The organism is Nocardioides sp., from assembly GCF_035697785.1.
Classification (GTDB): domain Bacteria; phylum Actinomycetota; class Actinomycetes; order Propionibacteriales; family Nocardioidaceae; genus Nocardioides_B.
On sequence record NZ_DASSCL010000139.1, the window covers coordinates 1 to 20,202 of the forward strand.

Here is a 20,202-nt window from a genome sequence, read left to right on the forward strand (position 1 = left end):
CGGGCGTGCAGCTTCTGGGTCGAGATGCCGATCTCGGCGCCGAAGCCGAACTCTCCCCCGTCGGTGAACCTGGTGGACGCGTTGACCAGCACGGCGGCGGAGTCGACGGCCGCGGTGAAGCGCCGGGCGGCCTGCTGCGACCGCGTCACGATCGCGTCGCTGTGGCCCGACGAGTGTGCGCGGATGTGGTCGATCGCGGCGTCCAGATCCGGTACGACGGCCGCGGCGATGTCGAGGGAGAGGTACTCGGCATCGAAGTCCTCGTCGGTCGCCGGCACCACCCCGTGGAGGGTGGCGAACCGCTCGTCGCCGTGCACGGTCACCCCCGCCTGGCGCAGGGCCGTGACGACCCGCGGCAGGAACCTGTCCGCGACGTCGGCGTGCACGAGCAGCGACTCCGCGGCGTTGCACACCGAGGGCCGGTGCGTCTTGGCGTTGAGCACGATCGCGAGGGCCTGGTCGAGGTCGGCGTCCCGGTCGACGTACACGTGGCAGTTGCCGACGCCGGTCTCGATCACGGGCACGGTCGACTGCTCCACGACCGAGCGGATCAGGCCCGCGCCGCCGCGCGGGATCAGCACGTCCACCAGGCCGCGGGCGCGCATCAGCTCCTTGGCCGGCTCGTGGCCCTCACCGGGGACGAGCTGGACCACGTCGGAGGGGAGCCCGGCGGCCGCCGCCGCCTCGCGCAACACCCGGACGATCGCGGTGTTCGACCGCGCCGCGCTCGACGAGCCGCGCAGCAGCACGGCGTTGCCGCTCTTCAGGCAGATGCCCGCGGCGTCGGCGGTGACATTGGGGCGGGCCTCGTAGATGATCCCGACGACGCCGAACGGCACGCGGACCTGGCGCAGCTCGAGCCCGTTGGCCAGTGTCGAACCGCGGACCACCTCCCCCACCGGGTCGGCGAGCCCGGCCACCTCGCGCAGGCCGTCGGCCATCCCGCGCACGCGACCCTCGTCGAGGCGGAGCCGGTCCAGCATCGCCTCGGGCGTGCCCGTGCCAGCGGCCGCCTCCACGTCGGCGGCGTTGGCGTCGAGGATCGAGGCCGCGGACGCCTCGAGGGCGTCGGCCATGGCGTGCAGCGCCGCGTCCTTGGTCGCCCGGGTGGCGAGGGCGAGCTCCACCGCCGCGGTCCGCGCCCGCCGTGCGCAGGCCTCGACGGAGTCGTTGGTGTCGCTCATGCCTTCAGCGTAGGGCGTGTCAGAACGGCAGCGGCGTGACGTCCTGGAGGTCCACGATCACGGAGTACTCCATGCCGCGGCTGAGGTAGACGTTGCGCTCGAGCACCTCGAGGCCGACCACCTCCCAGCGCGGGAGCCCGGCGGAGTCTCGATGCTCGTTCCACACCCGAAGCGCCAGTGACGAGGCGTCGAGGAGGCTCTCCGCCTCCTCCCAGTACTGGATCTCGGCGCGGCCGCCGGAGTACTTCAGGGAGTGCAGGAAGGGTCGCTGGTCGCTGAGGCGCCGCAGGCCGTTGCGCACGATCAACGGCTCGAGCTCCTCGCCCGCCACCGTGATCGTGACGTGCCAGAGTCGGATCACCTCGGCCACGCGGTCACCTCTCCCAGGGGTGTTGGATCTCCAACACGACCAGTCTCGCCGCCTTTGCCGCGGGACGTGGCCGGAACACGGAAATCCGGAGAACCTCCCGCAGAGACCCCCAGACAGTCCACGCATTCCGGGCGAAAGGGCACGTCAGCGGAGCACCACCAGGTCGTCGCGGTGCACGACTTCCCGCTCGTACGACGCCCCGAGCTCCCGCGCGAGGTCGTGCGTCGACCGGCCGATCAGGCCCGGGAGCTCGCCCGAGTCGTAGTTCACCAGCCCGCGCGCCACGATGTTGCCGCGGGGGTCCACGAGGTCGACGGGATCGCCGCCCTCGAAGGATCCGGTCACGCCGGTGATCCCGGCCGGCAGCAGCGAGGCGCGCCGCTCCACCAGCGCCCGCACCGCGCCGTCGTCGAGCTGGATCCGGCCCTTGCCCTCGGTGGCGTGGGCGAGCCAGAGCAGCCGGGTGGGGCGACGCCGGCCGGTCGGGTGGAACACCGTGCCGACGTCCTCCCCGGCCAGCGCGGGCACGGCCTGGTCGGCCGAGGTGAGCACCACCGGGATGCCGGCGCCGGTCGCGATCCGGGCCGCTTCGACCTTGGTCTGCATCCCGCCGGTGCCGATGCCCGCGGGACCGGTGCGGCCGATGCTGACGCCGGCGAGGTCGTCGTCGGACGTGACCTCGCTCAGCAGCGAGGTGCCGTCGTGGGCGGGGTTGCCGTCGTAGAGGCCGTCGACGTCGCTGAGCAGCACCAGCAGGTCGGCATGGACCAGGTGCGCGACGAGCGCGGCCAACCGGTCGTTGTCGCCGAACCGGATCTCCGTGGTGGCCACGGTGTCGTTCTCGTTGACGATCGGCAGCACGCCCATCTCGAGCAGCTTGGCGAACGTCCGGTAGGCGTTGCGGTAGTGGCTGCGCCGGGTGACGTCGTCGACGGTCAGTAGCACCTGGCCCACGGGCACGTCGTGCCGGGCGAACTCCTCGGTGTACCGGTGCACCAGCAGCCCCTGTCCCACGGAGGCGGCAGCCTGCTGGGTCGCCAGGTCCCGCGGCCGACGTGGCAGCGCGAGCGGGGACAGGCCCGCGGCGATCGCGCCGGAGGACACCAGCACCACCTCGGCGCCCCGGGCCCGCAACGCGGAGAGGGCGTCGACGAGACCGCTGATCCGCGACGGGTCGATACCCCCGTCGGCGGTGGTGAGCGACGACGAGCCGACCTTCACCACGACCCGGGAGGCGGCGGCGACGTCGGGACGCGCTGGGGTCACTTGTGCTTCCCGGGGTCGTCCTCGTCCCAGCCCCAGTCCTCGCCGAGCTCCGCGGCGGCCGCGTCGACGTCTTCGACGCGCACCCCCAGGCGGCGGGCGACGTCGGCTCGGGTCTCCCCCTCGCCGCGGCCGGCCATGGCCTCCTGGATCGCGCGCCGGCGGCGGGCCGCGGGCCGGCTCTCCTCGAAGCGGGTGTCCTCGCCGCGACGGCCGAGGATCTCCGCCCCGGCGTCCACCATCGGCTTGAAGTCGAAGACGACCGCGTTGTCCGCGTCGCCGATGAGCACGGTGTCGCCCTCCGCGGCACCCAGCTCGAGCAGCTTCTCCTCGACGCCGAGCCGGTTGAGGCGGTCGGCGAGGAAGCCGACGGCCTCGTCGTTGCTGAAGTCGGTCTGCCGGACCCAGCGCTCGGGCTTCTCCCCCCGCACGCGCCAGCCCTCGCCGGTCTCCTTGATGCTGAACTCCGGTCCCCCTGCGGCCTCGGTCGGCCGGATCACGATGCGGGTCGGCTCGGCCACCGGGCGGTCGCGGCGGGCGGCGGCGACGATCTCGGCCATCGCGAACGACAGCTCGCGCAGGCCCTCGTGGCTCGCCGCGGAGACCTGGAGGACCTGCAGGCCGCGCTCCTGGAGGTCCGGGAGGACCATCTCGGCGATGTCGCGGCCGTCGGGCACGTCCACCTTGTTGAGGACGACCAGGCGGGGACGGTCTTCGAGGCCGCCGTACCGGGAGAGCTCGTTCTCGATGACGTCGAGGTCGGACAGCGGGTTGCGGCCCGGCTCCATCGTGGCGGTGTCGATGACGTGCACCAGCGCCGCGCAGCGTTCGACGTGTCGCAGGAAGTCGTGGCCGAGGCCCCGGCCTTCGCTTGCGCCCTCGATCAGGCCGGGTACGTCGGCCACCGTGAATGTGGTGTCGCCCGCGGTGACGACGCCGAGGTTGGGCACCAGCGTGGTGAACGGATAATCGGCGATCTTCGGCCGGGCCCGCGACAGCGCCGCGATCAGGCTGGACTTGCCGGCGCTGGGGAACCCGACCAGGCCGATGTCGGCGACCACCTTGAGCTCGAGGACGACGGCACGGTCGTCACCGGGCTCCCCGAGCAGGGCGAACCCCGGGGCCTTCCGCTTCGACGAGGCCAGTGCGGCGTTGCCCAGGCCGCCGCGCCCGCCCTCGGCGACGACCATCTCGGTGCCCGGTCCGACCAGGTCCGCCAGCACGGTGCCGGCCTCGTCGGTGACGACGGTGCCGTCGGGGACGGCAAGCACCAGGTCGGCGCCGTGGGCACCGTTGCGGTGGCCGCCGGCCCCGTGGCCGCCGTGCTCGGCGCGCCGGTGCGGGCTGTGGTGGTAGTCGATGAGCGTGGTGACGTCTGGATCGACGCGCAGGATCACGCTGCCGCCCGGGCCGCCGTTGCCGCCGTCGGGTCCACCCAGCGGCTTGAACTTCTCGCGGTGCACGGAGGCGACGCCGTTGCCGCCACGGCCGGCCGTCACCTGCAGCACCACCCGGTCCACAAAGGTCGGGACTGCCATGACGGTTGCCTCCTGGGCTGGTCGGAATGACACGAGGGGCGCCCTGCCGTGTCAGCAGGGCGCCCCTCGCGAAAGTGTTCTAGGTGGCCGAGCTCACTCGGCGGTCGGGACGATGTTCACGACCTTGCGGCCGCGCCTGGTGCCGAACTCGACGTTGCCGCCGACGAGGGCGAACAGGGTGTCGTCGCCGCCACGCCCCACGCCGTTGCCGGGGTGGAAGTGGGTGCCCCGCTGCCGGACGATGATCTCGCCGGCGTTGACCAGCTGGCCGCCGTAGCGCTTCACGCCGAGACGCTGCGCGTTGGAGTCGCGACCGTTCTTGGTCGACGCCGCGCCCTTCTTGTGTGCCATGAGTTCAGTCCTTGGATGCTCGTGGAGGTCCGGGTAGGGACATCAGCTGTTGATCTCGGTGACCTTGACCTGGGTGTACTTCTGACGGTGACCCTGGCGCTTGCGGTAGCCGGTCTTGTTCTTGTACTTCAGGATCGTGATCTTCGGGCCCTTGGTGCCACCGAGGACCTCGGCAGTCACGGTCGCCTTCGCCAGCTTGTCGGCACCGGCGGTGACCTTCTCGCCGTCGACGAGCATGACCACGGGCAGGGTGACCGAGTCGCCGACCTGCTGGGCAACCTTGTCGATCTCGATGACGTCACCGACAGCAACCTTCTGCTGCTGGCCGCCACTGCGCACGATCGCGTACACCGCGGACTCACTCTCATTCGTCGGACTACAAGTTCGGTCTGCGTGTCCCGCGTCCGGCCCGGAGGGCGGAGCGGTGCTGGGCGCACGCAAAAGGACGCACGAAGCGCGCCGAGGACCTAGTTTACGTAGGGAGCACCGGCCCGGTCAAAACGGGCCGGGCTCACCGCTTGCGGGAGCCCTTCTTCTTCACCGGCACGTGCGCGGCCACCGGCACCGGAGCCCCGTCCGTCTCATCGCCGGTGCCGTCGCCGGTGTGCTCTGCCTGCTGGGTGGCCGTCTCGGTTGGGGCGCCGTCCGCGGTGCCACCGAGGGTGATGGAGCCGTCGGACGCACCCGCGGGTGGTCCGGCCGGCCGGCTTGCGACCCGGCGGCGCGAGGAGGTGACGACCTTGGGCGGCGCCGGGGGTGCCGGTGCCACGTCCGGTGCGGGCTCGGGCTCTGTCTCCGTGGGCTGGGTCGGCTGGGTCGACGGCTGGGTCGTCGGCTGGGCGGCCTGCCCCGGCATCGGCCGGCCCGGCTCGGCGGACGCGGGCTGCTCGACCACGGTCTTCTCGACGGCGGCGGCCTTCTTGTCCTTCGGCTTCTCGTCCCTTGGCTTCACGTCCGCCGGCTTCTGGTCCGCCGGCTTCTCGTCCGCCGGCGTCTCGTCCGCGGGCTTGCCGGCCATCGCGGCGAACACCTTGGGGGAAGGGCCGTGGCCGTTGCCCTGGGCGTCGTCACCCTCGGGCTTGCCGCGGCCGCGTCCGCTGCGTCGGTTGCGCCGCGGCTCCTCCTCGGCCTTCTTCTTCGCCTCGACGGGCTCGTGGTGGACGATCAGACCCCGGCCCTGGCAGTGCTCGCAGGGCTCACTGAACGCCTCGAGCAGCCCGGTGCCGATCCGCTTGCGGGTCATCTGCACCAGACCCAGCGAGGTCACCTCGGCCACCTGGTGCCGGGTGCGGTCACGGCCCAGGCACTCGACCATCCGGCGCAGCACCAGGTCGCGGTTGCTCTCGAGCACCATGTCGATGAAGTCGACGACGATGATGCCGCCGATGTCACGCAGCCGGAGCTGCCGGATGATCTCCTCGGCCGCCTCGAGGTTGTTCTTGGTGACGGTCTCCTCGAGGTTGCCCCCGGAGCCGGTGAACTTCCCCGTGTTCACGTCGACGACCGTCATCGCCTCGGTGCGGTCGATGATCAGCGACCCGCCCGAGGGCAGCCAGACCTTGCGGTCGAGGGCCTTGGCGATCTGCTCGTCGATGCGGTACGCCGCGAACGCGTCCTGCGCCCCGTCGTACCGCTCGAGCCGGTCGGTCAGGTCGGGAGCCACGTGCTTGACGTAGGCGTCGACCATGTCCCAGGCGTCGTCGCCGGAGACCACGAGCTTGCCGAAGTCCTCGGTGAACAGGTCGCGGACGACCTTCAGAGTGAGGTCGGGCTCGCCGTAGAGGAGCTGCGGGGCGTTGCCCTTCTCGACCTTGGCGGAGATGTCCTCCCAGCGCGCGGTCAGCCGCTCCACGTCGCGGGTCAGCTCGTCCTCGCTGGCTCCCTCGGCGGCGGTCCGGACGATGACGCCGGCGGAGTCGGGGACCATCTCCTTGAGGAGGGTCTTGAGCCGGCTGCGCTCGGTGTCGGGGAGCTTGCGTGAGATGCCGCTGGTGGTGCCATCGGGCACGTAGACAAGGAACCGGCCGGGCAGGCTGATCTGGCTGGTGAGACGGGCGCCCTTGTGCCCGACGGGGTCCTTGGTGACCTGCACGAGCACGGACTGGCCGGACTTGAGCACCTGCTCGATCTTCCTGGGGCCGTTGCCGGCACCCAGCGCGTCCCAGTTGACCTCGCCGGCGTACAGGACGGCGTTGCGACCCTTGCCGATGTCGATGAAGGCGGCTTCCATCGACGGCAGGACGTTCTGCACCTTGCCGAGGTAGACGTTGCCGATGAGCGACGTCTGGGACTCGCGGGCGACGTAGTGCTCGACGAGGACCTTGTCCTCGAGCACCGCGATCTGGGTGAGGTCCTCGCGCTGGCGGATCACCATGACCCGGTCGACGGCCTCCCGGCGGGCCAGGAACTCGGCCTCGCTGACGATGGGGGCGCGACGGCGCCCAGCCTCGCGGCCCTCGCGGCGGCGCTGCTTCTTCGCCTCCAGGCGGGTCGAGCCCGACAGTGCGGTGATCTCGTCGTCGGGGCTGCGGGTCTTGCGGACCCGGGTGACGGTGTTCTCGGGGTCGTCGCCCCCACCGTCGCCCTCCTCGCCGGCCCGGCGCCGCCTGCGGCGGCGTCGGGTCGTGGCGGACCCGGACTCCCCATCGGCGGCCGCGTCGCCCGAAGGCTGTTCGTCCGGCTTGGTCTCGGCGGACTCGGAGGACTCGTCCTGCTGGTCCTCGCCGCCACCGCCCTTGCGTCGGCGGCGGCCGCCACGGCGGCGGCGACGACGCGCGCCGCCCTGCTCCTCGGAGTCGTCCCCGGACTCACCGGACTCACCGGCTTCGCCCGCGTCACCGGCCTCGGTCGGCGCGGCCTCGTCACCGGCGGGCTTCGGCTCGGATCTCTTCTGCGTCTTGGTGCGGGGCCGGTCGGCCCTCGCGGACTCCCCGGTGTCGGGCGCGCCTGCCTCGGCATCCGGGGTCTGCGCCGTCTCGTCGGCAGCCGTGTCGGGCTTGGCGGCGGCGGCCTTCCTGCGGCGCGGGGCCGCCTTCGTCACGTCCGGCGGCTGGAAGAGCGGGGCGACGAAGCCCGGCGCGGTGACCGGTGCCGCCGGGGTCTCGTCGGCGGCCGGCTGCTGGTCCGGCTGCGCCTCCGGCTGCTCAGGGGCCGTGGCTGCGGCCGACTTCTTGGCCGCCGCCTTCTTCGTCGTGGCCTTCTTGCTCGTCGCCTTCTTGGCTGTCGCCTTCTTCGCGGCGGTCTTCTTGGCGGCCGGCGGCGCACCGGCGTCCTGCGGGTCGGTCTCGACCAGAGCGGGCTGGTCGGGGTCGGCCGCGGCCACCTTCTTGGTCGTCCGCTTCGCGGCCGTCTTCTTCGCGGCGGTCTTCTTGGCGGCGGTCTTCTTGGCCGCCGTCTTCTTGGCTGCGGCCTTCTTCGCGGTCTTCTTGGCGGCCGGAGCCTCGGAGGTCGCCCCGTCGGTGGCTGCGTCGGCGGCTGGGGTGGGTGTCTGGGAGCCGGCCGGGTTCTCGGCCGGGGTGTCGCTGTCGAGCATCTGCTCTCCTCGCCTCCCGGGCGGGTACGCCGGACCCCGTGGGGCCTCGTTCACGCCGGGAGCGTGTCGGTCGCCCGGCCGGACAACCGGCGGACGCAAGCTTGCGGATGGCGTTCCGTCGTCATGGCACTCACCGAGGCGCCGGAACAGCGACGACCTCCACCGTGGTCTGTCGTCGACGGGTGCTCGTGTGCGCGTTCCGCGGTCACCGGCATCTGCAACCGAAGCTGTCACCAACGGTCATGTCGTGTCGCGGTCGTGCGCCAACGGGTCACCCACCGTGCCGGTCTTCGCGTCGAGCGGGCCCTGTGCCAGCCGCTCGTGCAAAGGAGCTGCCGCCACCTCGAGCCCGGCCAGACCACGCAGGCCGGCGAGGATGTCGTCGGGTCTCACGGACGGGGTTCCGTGCCGCAGGACCACGTCGAGTATCGCACACTCGCCGGGACGGTCCGGGCAGGCGTGTGACGCGAGCGACACGACCGCAGCGCGGCAGTCGAACGTGCGCAGCCCCTTCTTGGTCATCCGCTCGACGACGACCTCCCCGGCCGCCAGGAAAGCGACCACGGCGGTCTCGACCTGTCCCGGCTCGGCATCGAGGGTGATCCGCCAGTGGCTCGCCTCCAGCCGGTCCGCGAGCGACCCGCCGCCGGACACGACGACCTCAACCACGTCGAGGCCGTTGGGCAGTGCCTCGTCCAGCGCGCTGCCCAGCCCCTCCGGGTCGACCGTGGCCGCCATGCCGATCTCGAGGTACTCCGCCTCGCTGGCGGCCCCGGTCGGCGCCGCCCCGGCGTACGAGATGCGCGGGTGCGGGTTGAAGCCGGAGGAGTAGGCGACGGGGACCCGGGCGCGCACGAGGGCCCGCTCGAAGGCGCGGGAGAAGTCGCGGTGGCTGGTGAACCGGAGCCGACCCCGCTTGGTGTAGCGGATCCGCAGTCGCTGGACCGGCGGGGCCTGTTGCTCGGGTTGCTCGCGCATCCGCACAGGGTAAGGGGGTGGGACGCCGGCGGCCGGCGTGCGGGCGGGTGCGACGATTGCGCGGTGCACGGGCCGGTGGAGCATCAGGACACCCGGGCCGAGCGCATCTTCGTGGTCGTCGGGATCGTGGTGCTGGCCTTCAACCTGCGCCCGGCAGCGGTCAGCGTCGGGCCGGTCCTGGCGGAGGTCACCGCGGACCTCGGGATGTCGTCCGTCACCGCGGGCGTGCTCACCACGCTGCCCGTGCTCGCGTTCGCCACGTTCGGCGCCGTGGCCCCCGCTCTGGCGGCGCGGCTCGGCATGCACCGGGTCACCGCCCTGTCGTTGTTCGCCCTGGTGGTCGGCCTCGGACTGCGGGCCCGGACCGACTCCTCCGCCGCCTTCCTCGCGCTGTCCCTTCTCGGTCTGGCCGGGATGGCCACGGCCAACGTGCTGCTGCCGTCGCTGGTGAAGCTGCACTTCCCGCACCGGATCGGCCTGCTGACCTCGATCTACACGACGGCCCTCGCGCTGGGACTGAGCCTTTCGTCCGTCCTGACGGTGCCGATCTCGGAGGCCGCCGGCACCTGGCGGGTCGGCCTGGCCACCTGGGCCGTCACCGCCCTTCTCGCCGCGCTGCCCTGGCTGCTGCTGGTGCGCCACGACCGGAGGCTGGACCGCGCGCCCGCGACGATCACCCTCCGCCAGGTGGCGCGCACCCGTCTTGGCTGGGCGATGGCGGTGTTCTTCGGGCTGCAGTCCATGCACGCCTACGCGATCTTCGGCTGGTTTGCACAGATCTACCGTGACGCCGGGTTCTCGGCGACCACCGCGGGCCTCCTGCTGGGAGCGATCACGGCCGTGAGCATCCCGCTCTCCTTCTACCTGCCCTCGCTGGTGGCCCGGCTGCACAACCCCGCGCCGGTGATCGTCGCGCTCGTGCTGCTCTACCCGATCGGGTACGCCGGGCTCGCCGCGGCCCCCGTGGCCGGGGCCTGGCTGTGGGCGGTCGTCCTGGGCACCGCGATCGCGACCTTCCCGGTGGCGCTGACCCTGATCGGGCTGCGCGCCCGGACGAGCGCCGGGACCGCGGCCCTCTCCGGCTTCACCCAGAGCGTCGGTTACCTGATCGCGGCGGTCGGTCCGTTCGGGGTGGGCGTCCTGCACGACCTCACCGGCGCGTGGACGGTGCCGCTGGTCGCGCTGGCCCTGCTCGCCGTACCGCAGCTGGCGGTCGGGCTGCTGGTCTCGCGGCGCAGGTTCGTGGAGGACGCCACGGCGTGATGCCGCGGTCCTGGGCTCGCGTTGTGCTTGAATTCTGAGGCTGTTGGTCGACTTTCACCGCTTCCTCCGGGGGTCCCGATGATCCGCAAGGCCTCTGCCCTGCTCGCGTCCGCCCTCGCCGCGGTGCTGGCGGTCGTCGCACTGCCCGCGCCCGCACACGCCTACACGCCGAGCTCCGGACCGATCTTCAACAACCCGAGGGGCAACCTGGCGGCGAAGGACCGGATCCTCACGCACGTCGTGCGCACGATCGAGAGCACCCCGCGCGGCAGCGAGATCCGGATCGCGGCGTACTCCAACGACCGGCCCGACGTCGCCGAGGCGCTGATCGCGGCCCACCAGCGCGGGGTGCGGGTGCAGGTCGTGCTCAACGACAACTGGACGTCCGGCTCCACCCGTCGGCTGGTGAAGGTGCTGGGCCGCGACACCAACCGGCGTAGCTTCGTGGCGATCTGCGCGGGCTCGTGCCGAGGCGGGTTCGGCAACCAGCACATGAAGTTCTACCTGTTCTCCGAGGCCGGTCGGGCACGCGACGTGGTGATGGTGGGCTCGGCGAACCTGACCGGGTACGGCGCGCGCGTGCAGTGGAACGACATGTACACCACCAGCAACCAACCGGCGCTCCGCGAGCTCTACACGAAGGTCTTCGAGCAGCTCGTCCGCGACCGGAGGATCGCCGAGCCCTACATCCACCGGACCGTGGGCGACTACGAGAACGAGTTCTTCCCGATGCCGAGCATGACGTCGGGTCACGACCCGGTGCTCGAGCGGCTCGACGCGGTGCGCTGCGCCACCTCGGGCGGCGCCGGGTCCGGCGGACGCACCGTGATCCGGATCGTCATGTACGGCTGGGTGGACAGTCGCGGTCTCTACCTCGCCAAGCGGGTCGCCGACCTCGCCCGGTCCGGGTGCGACGTCCGGACCATCCTGAGCGCTCCGGGCGGACGGGTCGTCAGGAACCTGATGGCCGGCGGGGTGCAGGTCAAGAGCGCCGACCTGGACCTCGACGACAACGAGGACACCGGTTTCGACGAGACCCCGTACGAGGTGTTCACCCACCAGAAGTACATGACGCTGAGCGGCACCTACCGCGGCGCGGTCGGCTACCAGGTCTGGACGGGCTCGGAGAACTGGTCGAACCTCGGCCTGCACAACGACGAGGTGACCATCCGGATCCCGGGTCGCCGCGTGCACCGGGAGTACGTCGCGAACTTCGACTACCTCTGGGCGCACTACACCCGCTGGCTCGACCCGCAGTAGCCGCCCTGGCGCTCGACCGATGTCCGGGATGTCCTAACCTGTCCGGGCATTACTCGCACGTCCGCGCGTTCACAGGCCCTGGTGCCTGCGGGGGACTCCGCCCCGCGCGCATGGCCACTCGGGACCAACGAAACGGGGGAATCCTCGGTGTTCACGAAGCTCGGCGCCACCACGCTCGCCGGCCTCCTCGCTGCCACCCTGCTCGCCGTCAGCCCGGCACCCGCGTCGGCGTACCTGCCGGAGGACGGCGCCATCTTCAACAACCCGTGGGGCGGCTTCCCTGCGAAGGAGCGGCTGCTCACCAAGATCGCGAGCACGATCGACGCGGCGGTGCCGGGCTCGACGATCCGTATCGCGGCGTACTCCAACGACCGCAAGGACATCACCGACTCGCTGATCGCCGCCCACCGTCGCGGTGTACACGTGCAGGTGCTCCTCAACGGCAACTGGACCTCGCGCCAGACCACGAGGATGCAGCACGTGCTCGGCGACAACCCCGAGAAGAAGCACTTCCTGCGCATCTGCAAGCGCTCCTGCCGTGGCGAGACGGGCAACCTGCACTCGAAGTTCTTCCTGTTCACGAACATCGGCACCGCCCGGCACGTGGTGATGTTCGGTTCGGTGAACCTCACCGGCTTCGGCGCGAAGACGCAGTGGAACGACCTGTACACCAGCACCAACCGCCGAGTCCTGCACAACCGGCTGCGTGAGGTGTTCAGCTCCATGAAGCACGACCGGGTGCGCAAGAACCCGTTCATCAACACCGCCGTCGGCGACTACGACATCACCGTCTACCCGCGCTACCAGAACACCCAGGCGAACGACCCGGTGCTGAACCGGCTCAAGCGGGTCCGCTGCAAGGGCGACGTGGGCGCCGCCGGCGTCGGCGGGCGGACGATGATCCGGATCAACATGTACGGCTGGAACGGGGAACGGGGCGTCTACCTCGCCAAGAAGGTCGCCGACCTGAGCCGGCACGGCTGCAACATCAAGGTGCTCGAGAGCGACGCCGGCGGGCGGGTCGTGCAGATCATGGCCCGCAACGGCGTGCTCATCAAGAGCCCCGACTTCGACCGCAACAACAACGGCAAGGTCGACATGTTCACGCACACCAAGTACTGGATGGTGGGCGGTCTCTACGGCAAGGCCTCGGCGGGCTGGCACGTGTGGACCGGCTCGCAGAACTGGTCGGACCGGGCCATGAGGGGCGACGAGCTCACCGTGCACATCCCGCGCCGCGGCGTGTTCTGGAACTACCGGCAGAACTTCCGCAAGATCTGGCGCAAGCACTCACGCTGGATCGCCGACACCCGCCCGGACGAGCAGCCTGCTACGTCGACGGCGACCCGGACGCGCGGCAGCACCCTCGACGGCCTCTGACCTGACCGGGCGTCAGACGACGGAGAGCGGGAGCAGCTTCTGTCCGGTGGGGCCGATCTGGATGTCGGTGTCCATCTGCGGGCAGACGCCGCAGTCGTAGCAGGGCGTCCAGCGGCAGTCCTCCACCTCGACGGTGGAGTCGGGATCGATGGCGTCCTGCCAGTCCTCCCACAGCCAGTCCTTGTCGAGACCGGAGTCGAGGTGGTCCCAGGGCAGCACCTCGGCGTGCTCACGCTCGCGGACGGTGTACCAGTCGAGGTCGACCGGGGTGCCGGAGAGCGCGCGGTCGGCCGCCTCGGCCCAGCGGTCGTAGGAGAAGTGCTCGCTCCAGCCGTCGAAGCGGCCACCGTCGCGCCACACGTGCTCGATCACCCTGCCGACGCGACGGTCCCCGCGGGACAGCAGGCCCTCGATGATCCCGGGGCGGCCGTCGTGGTAGCGGAAGCCGATCGCCCGTCCGTAGCGCTTGTCGGCACGGACGTCGTCGCGCAGTTTCTTCAGCCGGCTGTCGGTGGTCTCCCAGTCGAGCTGCGCGGCCCACTGGAACGGCGTGTGCGGCTTGGGCACGAACCCGCCGATCGACACGGTGCAGCGGATGTCGTTGCGGCCGGACACCTCGCGGCCCTTGGCGATGACCTTCTTGGCGAGGTCGGCGATCTCGAGGACGTCCTCGTCGGTCTCGGTGGGCAGCCCGCACATGAAGTAGAGCTTCACCTGGCGCCAGCCGTGCGAGTACGCCGTCGCGACCGTCCGGATCAGGTCCTCCTCGGTGACCATCTTGTTGATCACCTTGCGCATCCGCTCCGACCCGCCCTCGGGTGCGAAGGTCAGTCCGGAACGGCGGCCGTTGCGGGAGAACTCGTTGGCCAGCGTGATGTTGAAGGCGTCGACCCGGGTGGACGGCAGCGAGAGCGAGACGTTGGTGCCGTCGTACCGGTCGGCGAGTCCCTTCGCGACCTCGCCGATCTCGGTGTGGTCGGCGCTCGACAGCGAGAGCAGTCCGACCTCCTCGAAGCCGGACGTGCGGATGCCGTTCTCGACCATCTCGCCGATGGTGGTGATCGAGCGCTCCCGCACCGGCCGCGTGATCATGCCGGCCTGGCAGAACCGGCAGCCGCGGGTGCAGCCGCGGAAGATCTCCACGGAGTACCTCTCGTGCACGGTCTCGGCGAGCGGCACGAGTGGCTTCTTCGGGTACGGCCACTGGTCGAGGTCCATGAGCGTGTGCTTGTGCACCCGCCACGGGACGCCCGACGTGTTGGGGGCGACCCGCTTGATCCGGCCGTCGGGGAGGTACTCCACGTCGTAGAAGCGCGGCACGTAGACCGCTCCCGACACGGCCAGCCGGTAGAGCAGCTCGTCGCGCGGGCTCCGGCCGGACTCGAAGCCGCCGCGTTGTGCCGTCTCCAGCTTCCACTCGCGGACGACGTCGGAGATTCTCAGCACGATCTCCTCGCCGTCACCGAGGACGGCGGCGTCCACGAAGTCGGCGATCGGCTCGGGGTTGAAGGCGGCGTGCCCGCCGGCGACCACGATCGGGTCGTCGTCGCCGCGGTCGCCCGCGTGCAGGGGGATCCCGGCCAGGTCGAGCGCGGTGAGCAGGTTGGTGTAGCCGAGCTCGGTGGCGAAGGAGACCCCGAACACGTCGAACGCGCGGACCGGCCGGTGGTTGTCGACGGTGAACTGCGGGATGGGCCCGAGGGCGTCCCCGCTCCTCATCACCTTCTCCATGTCCGGCCACACCGAGTAGGTGCGCTCGGCGACGATCCAGTCACGCTCGTTGAGCACTTCGTAGAGGATCTGCACGCCCTGGTTCGGCAGCCCCACCTCGTAGGCGTCGGGGTACATCAGCGCCCAGCGGACGGTGCTGTCGTCGTCGCCCCAGTCCTTCTGGGTGGAGTTGAGCTCGCCTCCGACGTACTGGATCGGCTTCTGCACCGACGGCAGCAGCGGCTCGAGCCGCGGGAAGACCGACTCGTGCCCGCCGAGGTCCCGGGCCTCGACGGGGGCGGCGGTCTCGGGGTCTGTCGTACCGATAGGCACGCGGGAACCTCACAGGATGCTCGGGAAGGGGGTGACCATCCAGGGTACGACGGCGTGCGGCTTGTCCGGAAACCGGACCGATCGGGACCTTGGGGTGCTTTGACGGGTACTAGGACTATCAGCCGACTGTCGTAAACAGTCGGTGAACGGGAGGCTGAAAACAGTTGATCCCAAGCGGAGAGAACGCACCATGACCTCCTCTGTACCTCGCCCCAGGACGCCGTCGATCGAGGTGATCCAACCCCTCGAGCGGCGCTCAGGTCGTCGGATCGCGCTCTACTCCCACGACTCGCAGGGGCTCGGCCACGTGCGCCGCAACAGCCTGTTGGCGGCCGCCCTGGTGGACGCCCGTCCCGACGTCGACGTGCTGCTGCTCAGCGGCGCACCCGAGGTCTCGGCACTCCCGCTCCCACCGCGCACCGAGGTCGTGAAGATCCCGTCGCTGGCGAAGGACAGCGCGGGTGTGTACGGCGCCCGGTCGCTGCGCTGCTCCCTGGAGGAGCTCGTCTCCATGCGGACCGCGATCCTGGCCGGAGCCCTGACGTCGTTCGCACCCGACCTGTTGATCGTGGACAAGACGCCGCGCGGGGCGTTCGGTGAGCTCGACGAGGTCCTTCCTCTCCTGCGCCAGACCCATGACACCCGCACCGTGCTCGGTCTGCGCGACGTGCTCGACGACGTCAACGCGACCGAGAAGGAGTGGCAGGCGGCGCGCACAACCGAGGCGATCCGCACCCTCTACGACCAGGTCTGGGTGTACGGCGACCCACGGCTGTTCGACACCGCGGCGGAGTACGGCTGGTCCGCCGAGACCCGGCAGAAGGTCGTCTACACCGGTTACCTCGCCCTCGACCGGGACCGGCTGCTCCCCGACATTCCCGAGGAGAACACCCGGGCGGCAGCGTTCGAGCCGCGCCGGACGCCGTTCGTCCTCGGCCTCGTCGGCGGCGGCCAGGACGGCGCTCACGTGGCACGCGCGTTCGCCGAGGCGCGTTACCCGACCGGTCACGAGGGCGTGCTCGTCACCGGTCCCTACGCACCGGTGGAGCTGCTCGAGGACCTCACCCGCACCGCCGCCGAGCGTCCGGACCTGCAAGTCGCCCGGATCGCCTCCAACGTGCCCTCGCTGGTGAGCCGGTCCTCGGCGACGGTGTCGATGGGTGGCTACAACTCCACGTGCGAGCTGATGGCGGGCGGCCGCCCGGCGCTGCTCGTGCCACGAACCCACCCGCGCAAGGAGCAGGCGCTGCGGGCGGCCCGGCTCGCGGCGCACGGGCTCGCCGACGTGCAGGACGCGGACGACCTCACCCCCGAGGCATTGAGCCGGTGGTTCGAGGGCGCGGTGTCGCGCGGCAGCATCACCCACGACATCGACCTGGCCGGGTTGCGCAGGCTCCCCGAGCTCGTCGACCACGTGCTCGGTGACGACACGGCTCCCGAGGAGGCCCCCAGGGACATCGTGGTGTGAGCGGGACCGGGCTTCGCGAACGCGGAAGGAGCGGAGGACGTCGGGACGACCGGCCGTGACGGGGTCGCCGGTGGAAGGGTAGGCGGTCGTACGCCGGCTCCCGACGTCCTCGACGGACCGACGCCGCTAACCGTCGAGACTCTCCAGATCCTTGAGCGCCGCCTCGGCCCGGGCCAGCTCCTCGCGCGCGAGGGCGATCAGGTCGGCCAGGCCCTGGGCCCCGAACCGGTTGCTGATGTTGTGCACGGCGTCGCTGATGACGGGGTCCACTGACTCGTTCTCCGGGGTCGTCATGCCAGCCATCCAAGCAGGCCCGGACGCACGACGGCAGCCTGCCCACGCCGGGTGGGCAGACCGCCGTGGTGCGGGGGTCAGTCGGTGGTCAGCCGGTGGTCAACGAGGTGTCGTCGACGACGAAGCTGGTCGCCAGGCTCGAGTCCTCGGTGGCGGTGAAGCGCAGGGTCACCGACTTCCCGGTGAACGCGCTCAGGTTCAGCGTGCGCTGGACGTAGGACGACCCCTTGTTGAGGTTGGAGTACGTGGCCAGCGTGGTGGTCGTCCCGCCCGAGACCGCCTGGACCGTCAGTCGGTCGTAGGCCGTGCTCGTCGTCGTCTCCTGGCTGGAGACGAAGAGGTGGAACGACAGGGTCGCGGACGACGCCGCCGGCACCGTCACCGCCTGGGAGAGCGTGTCGGTGTGGGTGGACCCGTACCCGGTCATCCACGCCTTCCAGGAGCCGGTGCGGGCGGGAGCACCCGACGCGTCGGTGATCACGCCGGAGGTCGCGGACCAGGCGGTCGCGCCGGACTCGAAGCCCGGGTTCGCCAGCAGGTTGCCACCGGCGGGCGGCGGCGGCGTGGTGCCGCCGGAGAGCAGCGAGTAGAGCAGCCGGTTGGGCGACCCGGTGCCGGCGCCGCTGACCACCCCGGTGGTCGCGCCGCCGACGATCGCGGCGCTCACCGTCGCGGCCGACGCGGTCGGGTTGCCCTGCAGGTACAGCGCCGCGACGCCGGCGACGTGCGGTGTCGCCATCGACGTACCGCTGATGGTGTTGGTCGCGGAGTCGCCGGTGTACCAGGCCGACGTGATGCTGGAGCCCGGCGCGAAGAGGTCGAGGCAGCTGCCGTAGTTGGAGAAGCTCGAGCGCGCGTCGGTGCTGGTCGTCGAGCCGACCGTGACAGCGGCGCCCACCCGGGACGGGGAGCCGTTGCACGCGTTGGTGTTCTCGTTGCCTGCGGCGACGGCGTAGGTCACGCCGTCGTTGATCGAGTTGGTCACCGCGGTGTCCAACGCCGAGGAGACACCACCGCCGAGGCTCATGTTCGCGACCGCCGGAGTGCCCGCGGCATGGTTGGAGGTGACCCAGTTGACGCCGGCGATGACGCCGCTGGTGGAGCCGTTGCCGGAGCAGTCGAGGACGCGCACGGGGCGCAGGGTGACCTGCTTGGCGACGCCGTACGTCGACCCGCCGACCGTGCCCGCCACGTGGGTTCCGTGGCCGTTGCAGTCGTTGGTGCCGTTGCCGTCGCTGATCGCGGTGTAGCCCGCGCCGACCCGGCCGCCGAACTGCGCGTGCGAGGCGCGGATGCCGGTGTCGATGATGTACGCCGTGACCCCTGACCCGGTCGCCTCATAGGTGTAGCTGTTGTTCAGCGGGAGGTTGCGCTGGTCGATGCGGTCCAGGCCCCAGGTCGCGGGCGACTGGGTGGCATCGATGGAGAACCGCTGGTCGGCCTCGATGAAGGCGACGTCGGGGTTCGTGCGCAGCCGCTCGACGGCGGCGTCGGGCAGCTTGGCCGAGAATCCGTTGAGGACGGCGCCGAATGTGTTCAGCACCTTGCCGCCGTGCGCCTTCGCCTGGGACCTGGCCTCGGCCTCGTCGGCGTTCTTCACGCGGTCGTTCATGACCACGATGTAGCGGCCGTCGATCGCCGACGCCTTGGCGGTGCCGAATAGCGGGGCCTTCTCCTTCTCACCGGCGACGGCGGGTGCGGCGGCCGCGCCGGTGACCAGGGCCGTGGCCGTGAGGGCGGCCGCGGCGATGGCGGCGCCGCCTCGCGGCGCGCCGAGGTGACTGTGATGGGTCACGTGTTTCTCCCGAGGGGTGGGGGTGCAGCCGGTTGCCGCACCCTGACCAGTGCTGTCGCCGAGTCGGATGGGTGCCGTCCTCGGCGAGTCCTCGGAAACTAGTGCCGGGCCCGGAGGCGGTCACGAGGCGCGGACGTTCATGTTCGTGCAGCGCACGAACGTGCAGTCCTCTGCACCCTTGAGGCCCGGTCTAGACAGTGGTACCTCTGCAAGGCCGACGCCACCGCGAGGGGTCCTCCGCCCCCAGCTACCGGCCCCGTTCGGCGGCTGTCGGCGGCGAGAGGGCGTGCATCGGGTGCGCCCTCCCTCGAAGGGAGATCCCCATGAGATCCATCCACCCCCGCCGCCAAAAGGTGGCCCTGGTCGCGTCCGCGGCCCTGGCGACGGCCGTCTCCGCGCTCGTCGCGGCGCCGGCTCCGGCGGCTCCGAACGACGGCCCGTCCGCGGCGGCAGACCCCGCCCGCGCCGAGGTCGCCCGCGCCGACGCCGGCATGCAGGAGGCTCGCGCCGCCCGCGCCACGGCTCGCGACGTGGGCGCCGACGCTGCCGGCGTCTGGTTCGACCGCGAACGAGAGACGATGGTCGTCAACGTGAGCGACCGGGCCGCGGCCGCGAAGGCCCGCCGCAGCGCGCCCGCCGACGTCGTCGTACGTGTGGTCAAGCACTCCGAGGCCGACCTCGCCGCCGCGACCGGGGCCCTCGAGCAGGAGGTGTCCACCCCGGGCACCGGCTGGGCCGTCGACCACGCGGCCAACCAGGTCGTCGTCTCCCTCGACGGCACGGTCTCCGATGCAGACGCCGCCCACGTCGACAGCGTCGTCGAGCGCTTCGGTGACGCGGTCCGCGTCGAGCGTGTGGGAGGCACCTTCAGCACGACGGTCTCGGGCGGTCAGGCGATCTACGCCGGTGGCGGACGCTGCTCGCTCGGCTTCAACGTGCGCAGCGGCAGCACCTACTACTTCCTCACCGCGGGGCACTGCACCAACATCGGCGCCAACTGGTACGCAAACTCGAGCCAGACCTCGCTGCTCGGCACCCGGGCCGGCACCAGCTTCCCGGGCAACGACTACGGCATCGTGCGCTACTCGGCCTCTCCCGGCGCCGGCAACGTCTACCTCTACAACGGCAGCTACCGCGACATCACCGGCGCGGGCAACCCCTACGTCGGGCAGTACGTCACCCGCAGCGGCAGCACCACCGGTTGGTACGGCGGCTACGTGCAGGCGCTCAACGCCACCGTGAACTACGCCGAGGGGTCGGTGAGCGGGCTGATCCAGACCAATGTCTGCGCCCAGCCCGGCGACTCGGGTGGCTCGCTGTTCGCCGGCAGCACCGCGCTCGGCCTCACCTCCGGCGGCAGCGGCAACTGCAGCTCGGGAGGTACGACGTTCTTCCAGCCCGTCACCGAGGCGCTCGGCCGCTACGGGGTGAGCGTCTACTGACCGCACCGAGCGGGTAGCAACCCCCGCCACGGCGCCTCGGT

16 protein-coding genes are annotated in these 20,202 nt (G+C 71.2%); 5 read left to right on the forward strand and 11 right to left on the reverse strand.

The features are described 5' to 3' along the window. The 8 genes from VFH10_RS14845 to VFH10_RS14880 all read right to left on the reverse strand — a co-directional run. On the reverse strand, window positions 1-1,184 hold a 1,184-nt coding region (locus VFH10_RS14845), incomplete at its 3' end, for a glutamate-5-semialdehyde dehydrogenase (protein ID WP_325129905.1). A gap of 19 nt (window positions 1,185-1,203) precedes the next feature. Beyond that, the gene (locus tag VFH10_RS14850; RefSeq protein WP_325129907.1) at window positions 1,204-1,554 is read right to left on the reverse strand and encodes a hypothetical protein; all 351 of its coding nucleotides are present in this window, start codon (window positions 1,552-1,554) and stop codon (window positions 1,204-1,206) included. Between the two features lie 144 nt (window positions 1,555-1,698). Then, window positions 1,699-2,820, reverse strand: coding sequence for a glutamate 5-kinase (proB, locus tag VFH10_RS14855; protein WP_325129909.1), 1,122 nt, complete (start codon window positions 2,818-2,820; stop codon window positions 1,699-1,701). Next, window positions 2,817-4,355 (reverse strand): GTPase ObgE, encoded by a 1,539-nt coding sequence (gene obgE / locus VFH10_RS14860; protein WP_325129911.1) that lies wholly within the window; start codon window positions 4,353-4,355, stop codon window positions 2,817-2,819. The genes proB and obgE overlap by 4 nt, the downstream gene beginning before the upstream one ends. 93 nt (window positions 4,356-4,448) lie before the next feature. Continuing rightward, window positions 4,449-4,706, reverse strand: coding sequence for a 50S ribosomal protein L27 (rpmA, locus tag VFH10_RS14865; protein ID WP_325129914.1), 258 nt, complete (start codon window positions 4,704-4,706; stop codon window positions 4,449-4,451). Between the two features lie 42 nt (window positions 4,707-4,748). Continuing rightward, window positions 4,749-5,057 carry a 50S ribosomal protein L21 gene (gene rplU / locus VFH10_RS14870; protein WP_325129916.1) on the reverse strand — a complete coding sequence of 103 codons (309 nt, stop codon included), beginning with the start codon at window positions 5,055-5,057 and terminating at the stop codon, window positions 4,749-4,751. A 160-nt stretch (window positions 5,058-5,217) separates the two neighbouring features. Beyond that, complete coding sequence (locus tag VFH10_RS14875; RefSeq protein ID WP_325129918.1) at window positions 5,218-8,238, reverse strand: Rne/Rng family ribonuclease; 3,021 nt, start codon at window positions 8,236-8,238, stop codon at window positions 5,218-5,220. A 240-nt stretch (window positions 8,239-8,478) separates the two neighbouring features. Further along, window positions 8,479-9,216 (reverse strand): TIGR03936 family radical SAM-associated protein, encoded by a 738-nt coding sequence (locus VFH10_RS14880; protein ID WP_325129920.1) that lies wholly within the window; start codon window positions 9,214-9,216, stop codon window positions 8,479-8,481. Window positions 9,217-9,279: 63 nt separating this feature from the next. On the opposite strand from VFH10_RS14880, the gene VFH10_RS14885 reads away from it, so the two are divergent. The 3 genes from VFH10_RS14885 (at window position 9,280) to VFH10_RS14895 (ending at window position 13,119) form a co-directional block, all read left to right on the forward strand. Continuing rightward, on the forward strand, window positions 9,280-10,479 hold the full coding sequence (locus VFH10_RS14885) for an MFS transporter (RefSeq protein WP_325129922.1): 1,200 nt from the start codon (window positions 9,280-9,282) through the stop codon (window positions 10,477-10,479). 78 nt (window positions 10,480-10,557) lie between these two features. Continuing rightward, window positions 10,558-11,739, forward strand: coding sequence for a phospholipase D-like domain-containing protein (locus VFH10_RS14890; protein WP_325129924.1), 1,182 nt, complete (start codon window positions 10,558-10,560; stop codon window positions 11,737-11,739). A gap of 147 nt (window positions 11,740-11,886) precedes the next feature. Beyond that, window positions 11,887-13,119, forward strand: coding sequence for a phospholipase D-like domain-containing protein (locus VFH10_RS14895; protein ID WP_325129925.1), 1,233 nt, complete (start codon window positions 11,887-11,889; stop codon window positions 13,117-13,119). 12 nt (window positions 13,120-13,131) lie between these two features. Here VFH10_RS14895 and VFH10_RS14900 read toward each other — a convergent pair whose 3' ends face one another. After that, complete coding sequence (locus tag VFH10_RS14900) at window positions 13,132-15,069, reverse strand: TIGR03960 family B12-binding radical SAM protein (protein WP_325129946.1); 1,938 nt, start codon at window positions 15,067-15,069, stop codon at window positions 13,132-13,134. A 283-nt stretch (window positions 15,070-15,352) separates the two neighbouring features. Between VFH10_RS14900 and VFH10_RS14905 the strand changes: the two genes are divergently transcribed. After that, window positions 15,353-16,630, forward strand: a complete 1,278-nt coding sequence (locus tag VFH10_RS14905) for a glycosyltransferase family protein (RefSeq protein ID WP_325129927.1) — start codon at window positions 15,353-15,355, stop codon at window positions 16,628-16,630. A gap of 126 nt (window positions 16,631-16,756) precedes the next feature. Here VFH10_RS14905 and VFH10_RS14910 read toward each other — a convergent pair whose 3' ends face one another. Together VFH10_RS14910 and VFH10_RS14915 are read right to left on the reverse strand one after the other, a co-directional pair. After that, entirely contained in the window at window positions 16,757-16,924 is a 168-nt protein-coding gene (locus tag VFH10_RS14910) for a hypothetical protein (RefSeq protein ID WP_325129929.1), read from the reverse strand. A gap of 88 nt (window positions 16,925-17,012) precedes the next feature. Continuing rightward, window positions 17,013-18,719: a S8 family peptidase gene (locus VFH10_RS14915; RefSeq protein WP_325129931.1), complete on the reverse strand. Its 1,707-nt coding sequence runs from the start codon at window positions 18,717-18,719 to the stop codon at window positions 17,013-17,015. 323 nt (window positions 18,720-19,042) lie between these two features. Here VFH10_RS14915 and VFH10_RS14920 point away from each other — a divergent pair, with 323 nt between their 5' ends. Further along, window positions 19,043-20,161, forward strand: a complete 1,119-nt coding sequence (locus VFH10_RS14920; protein WP_325129933.1) for a S1 family peptidase — start codon at window positions 19,043-19,045, stop codon at window positions 20,159-20,161. Window positions 20,162-20,202: the final 41 nt, after the last annotated feature.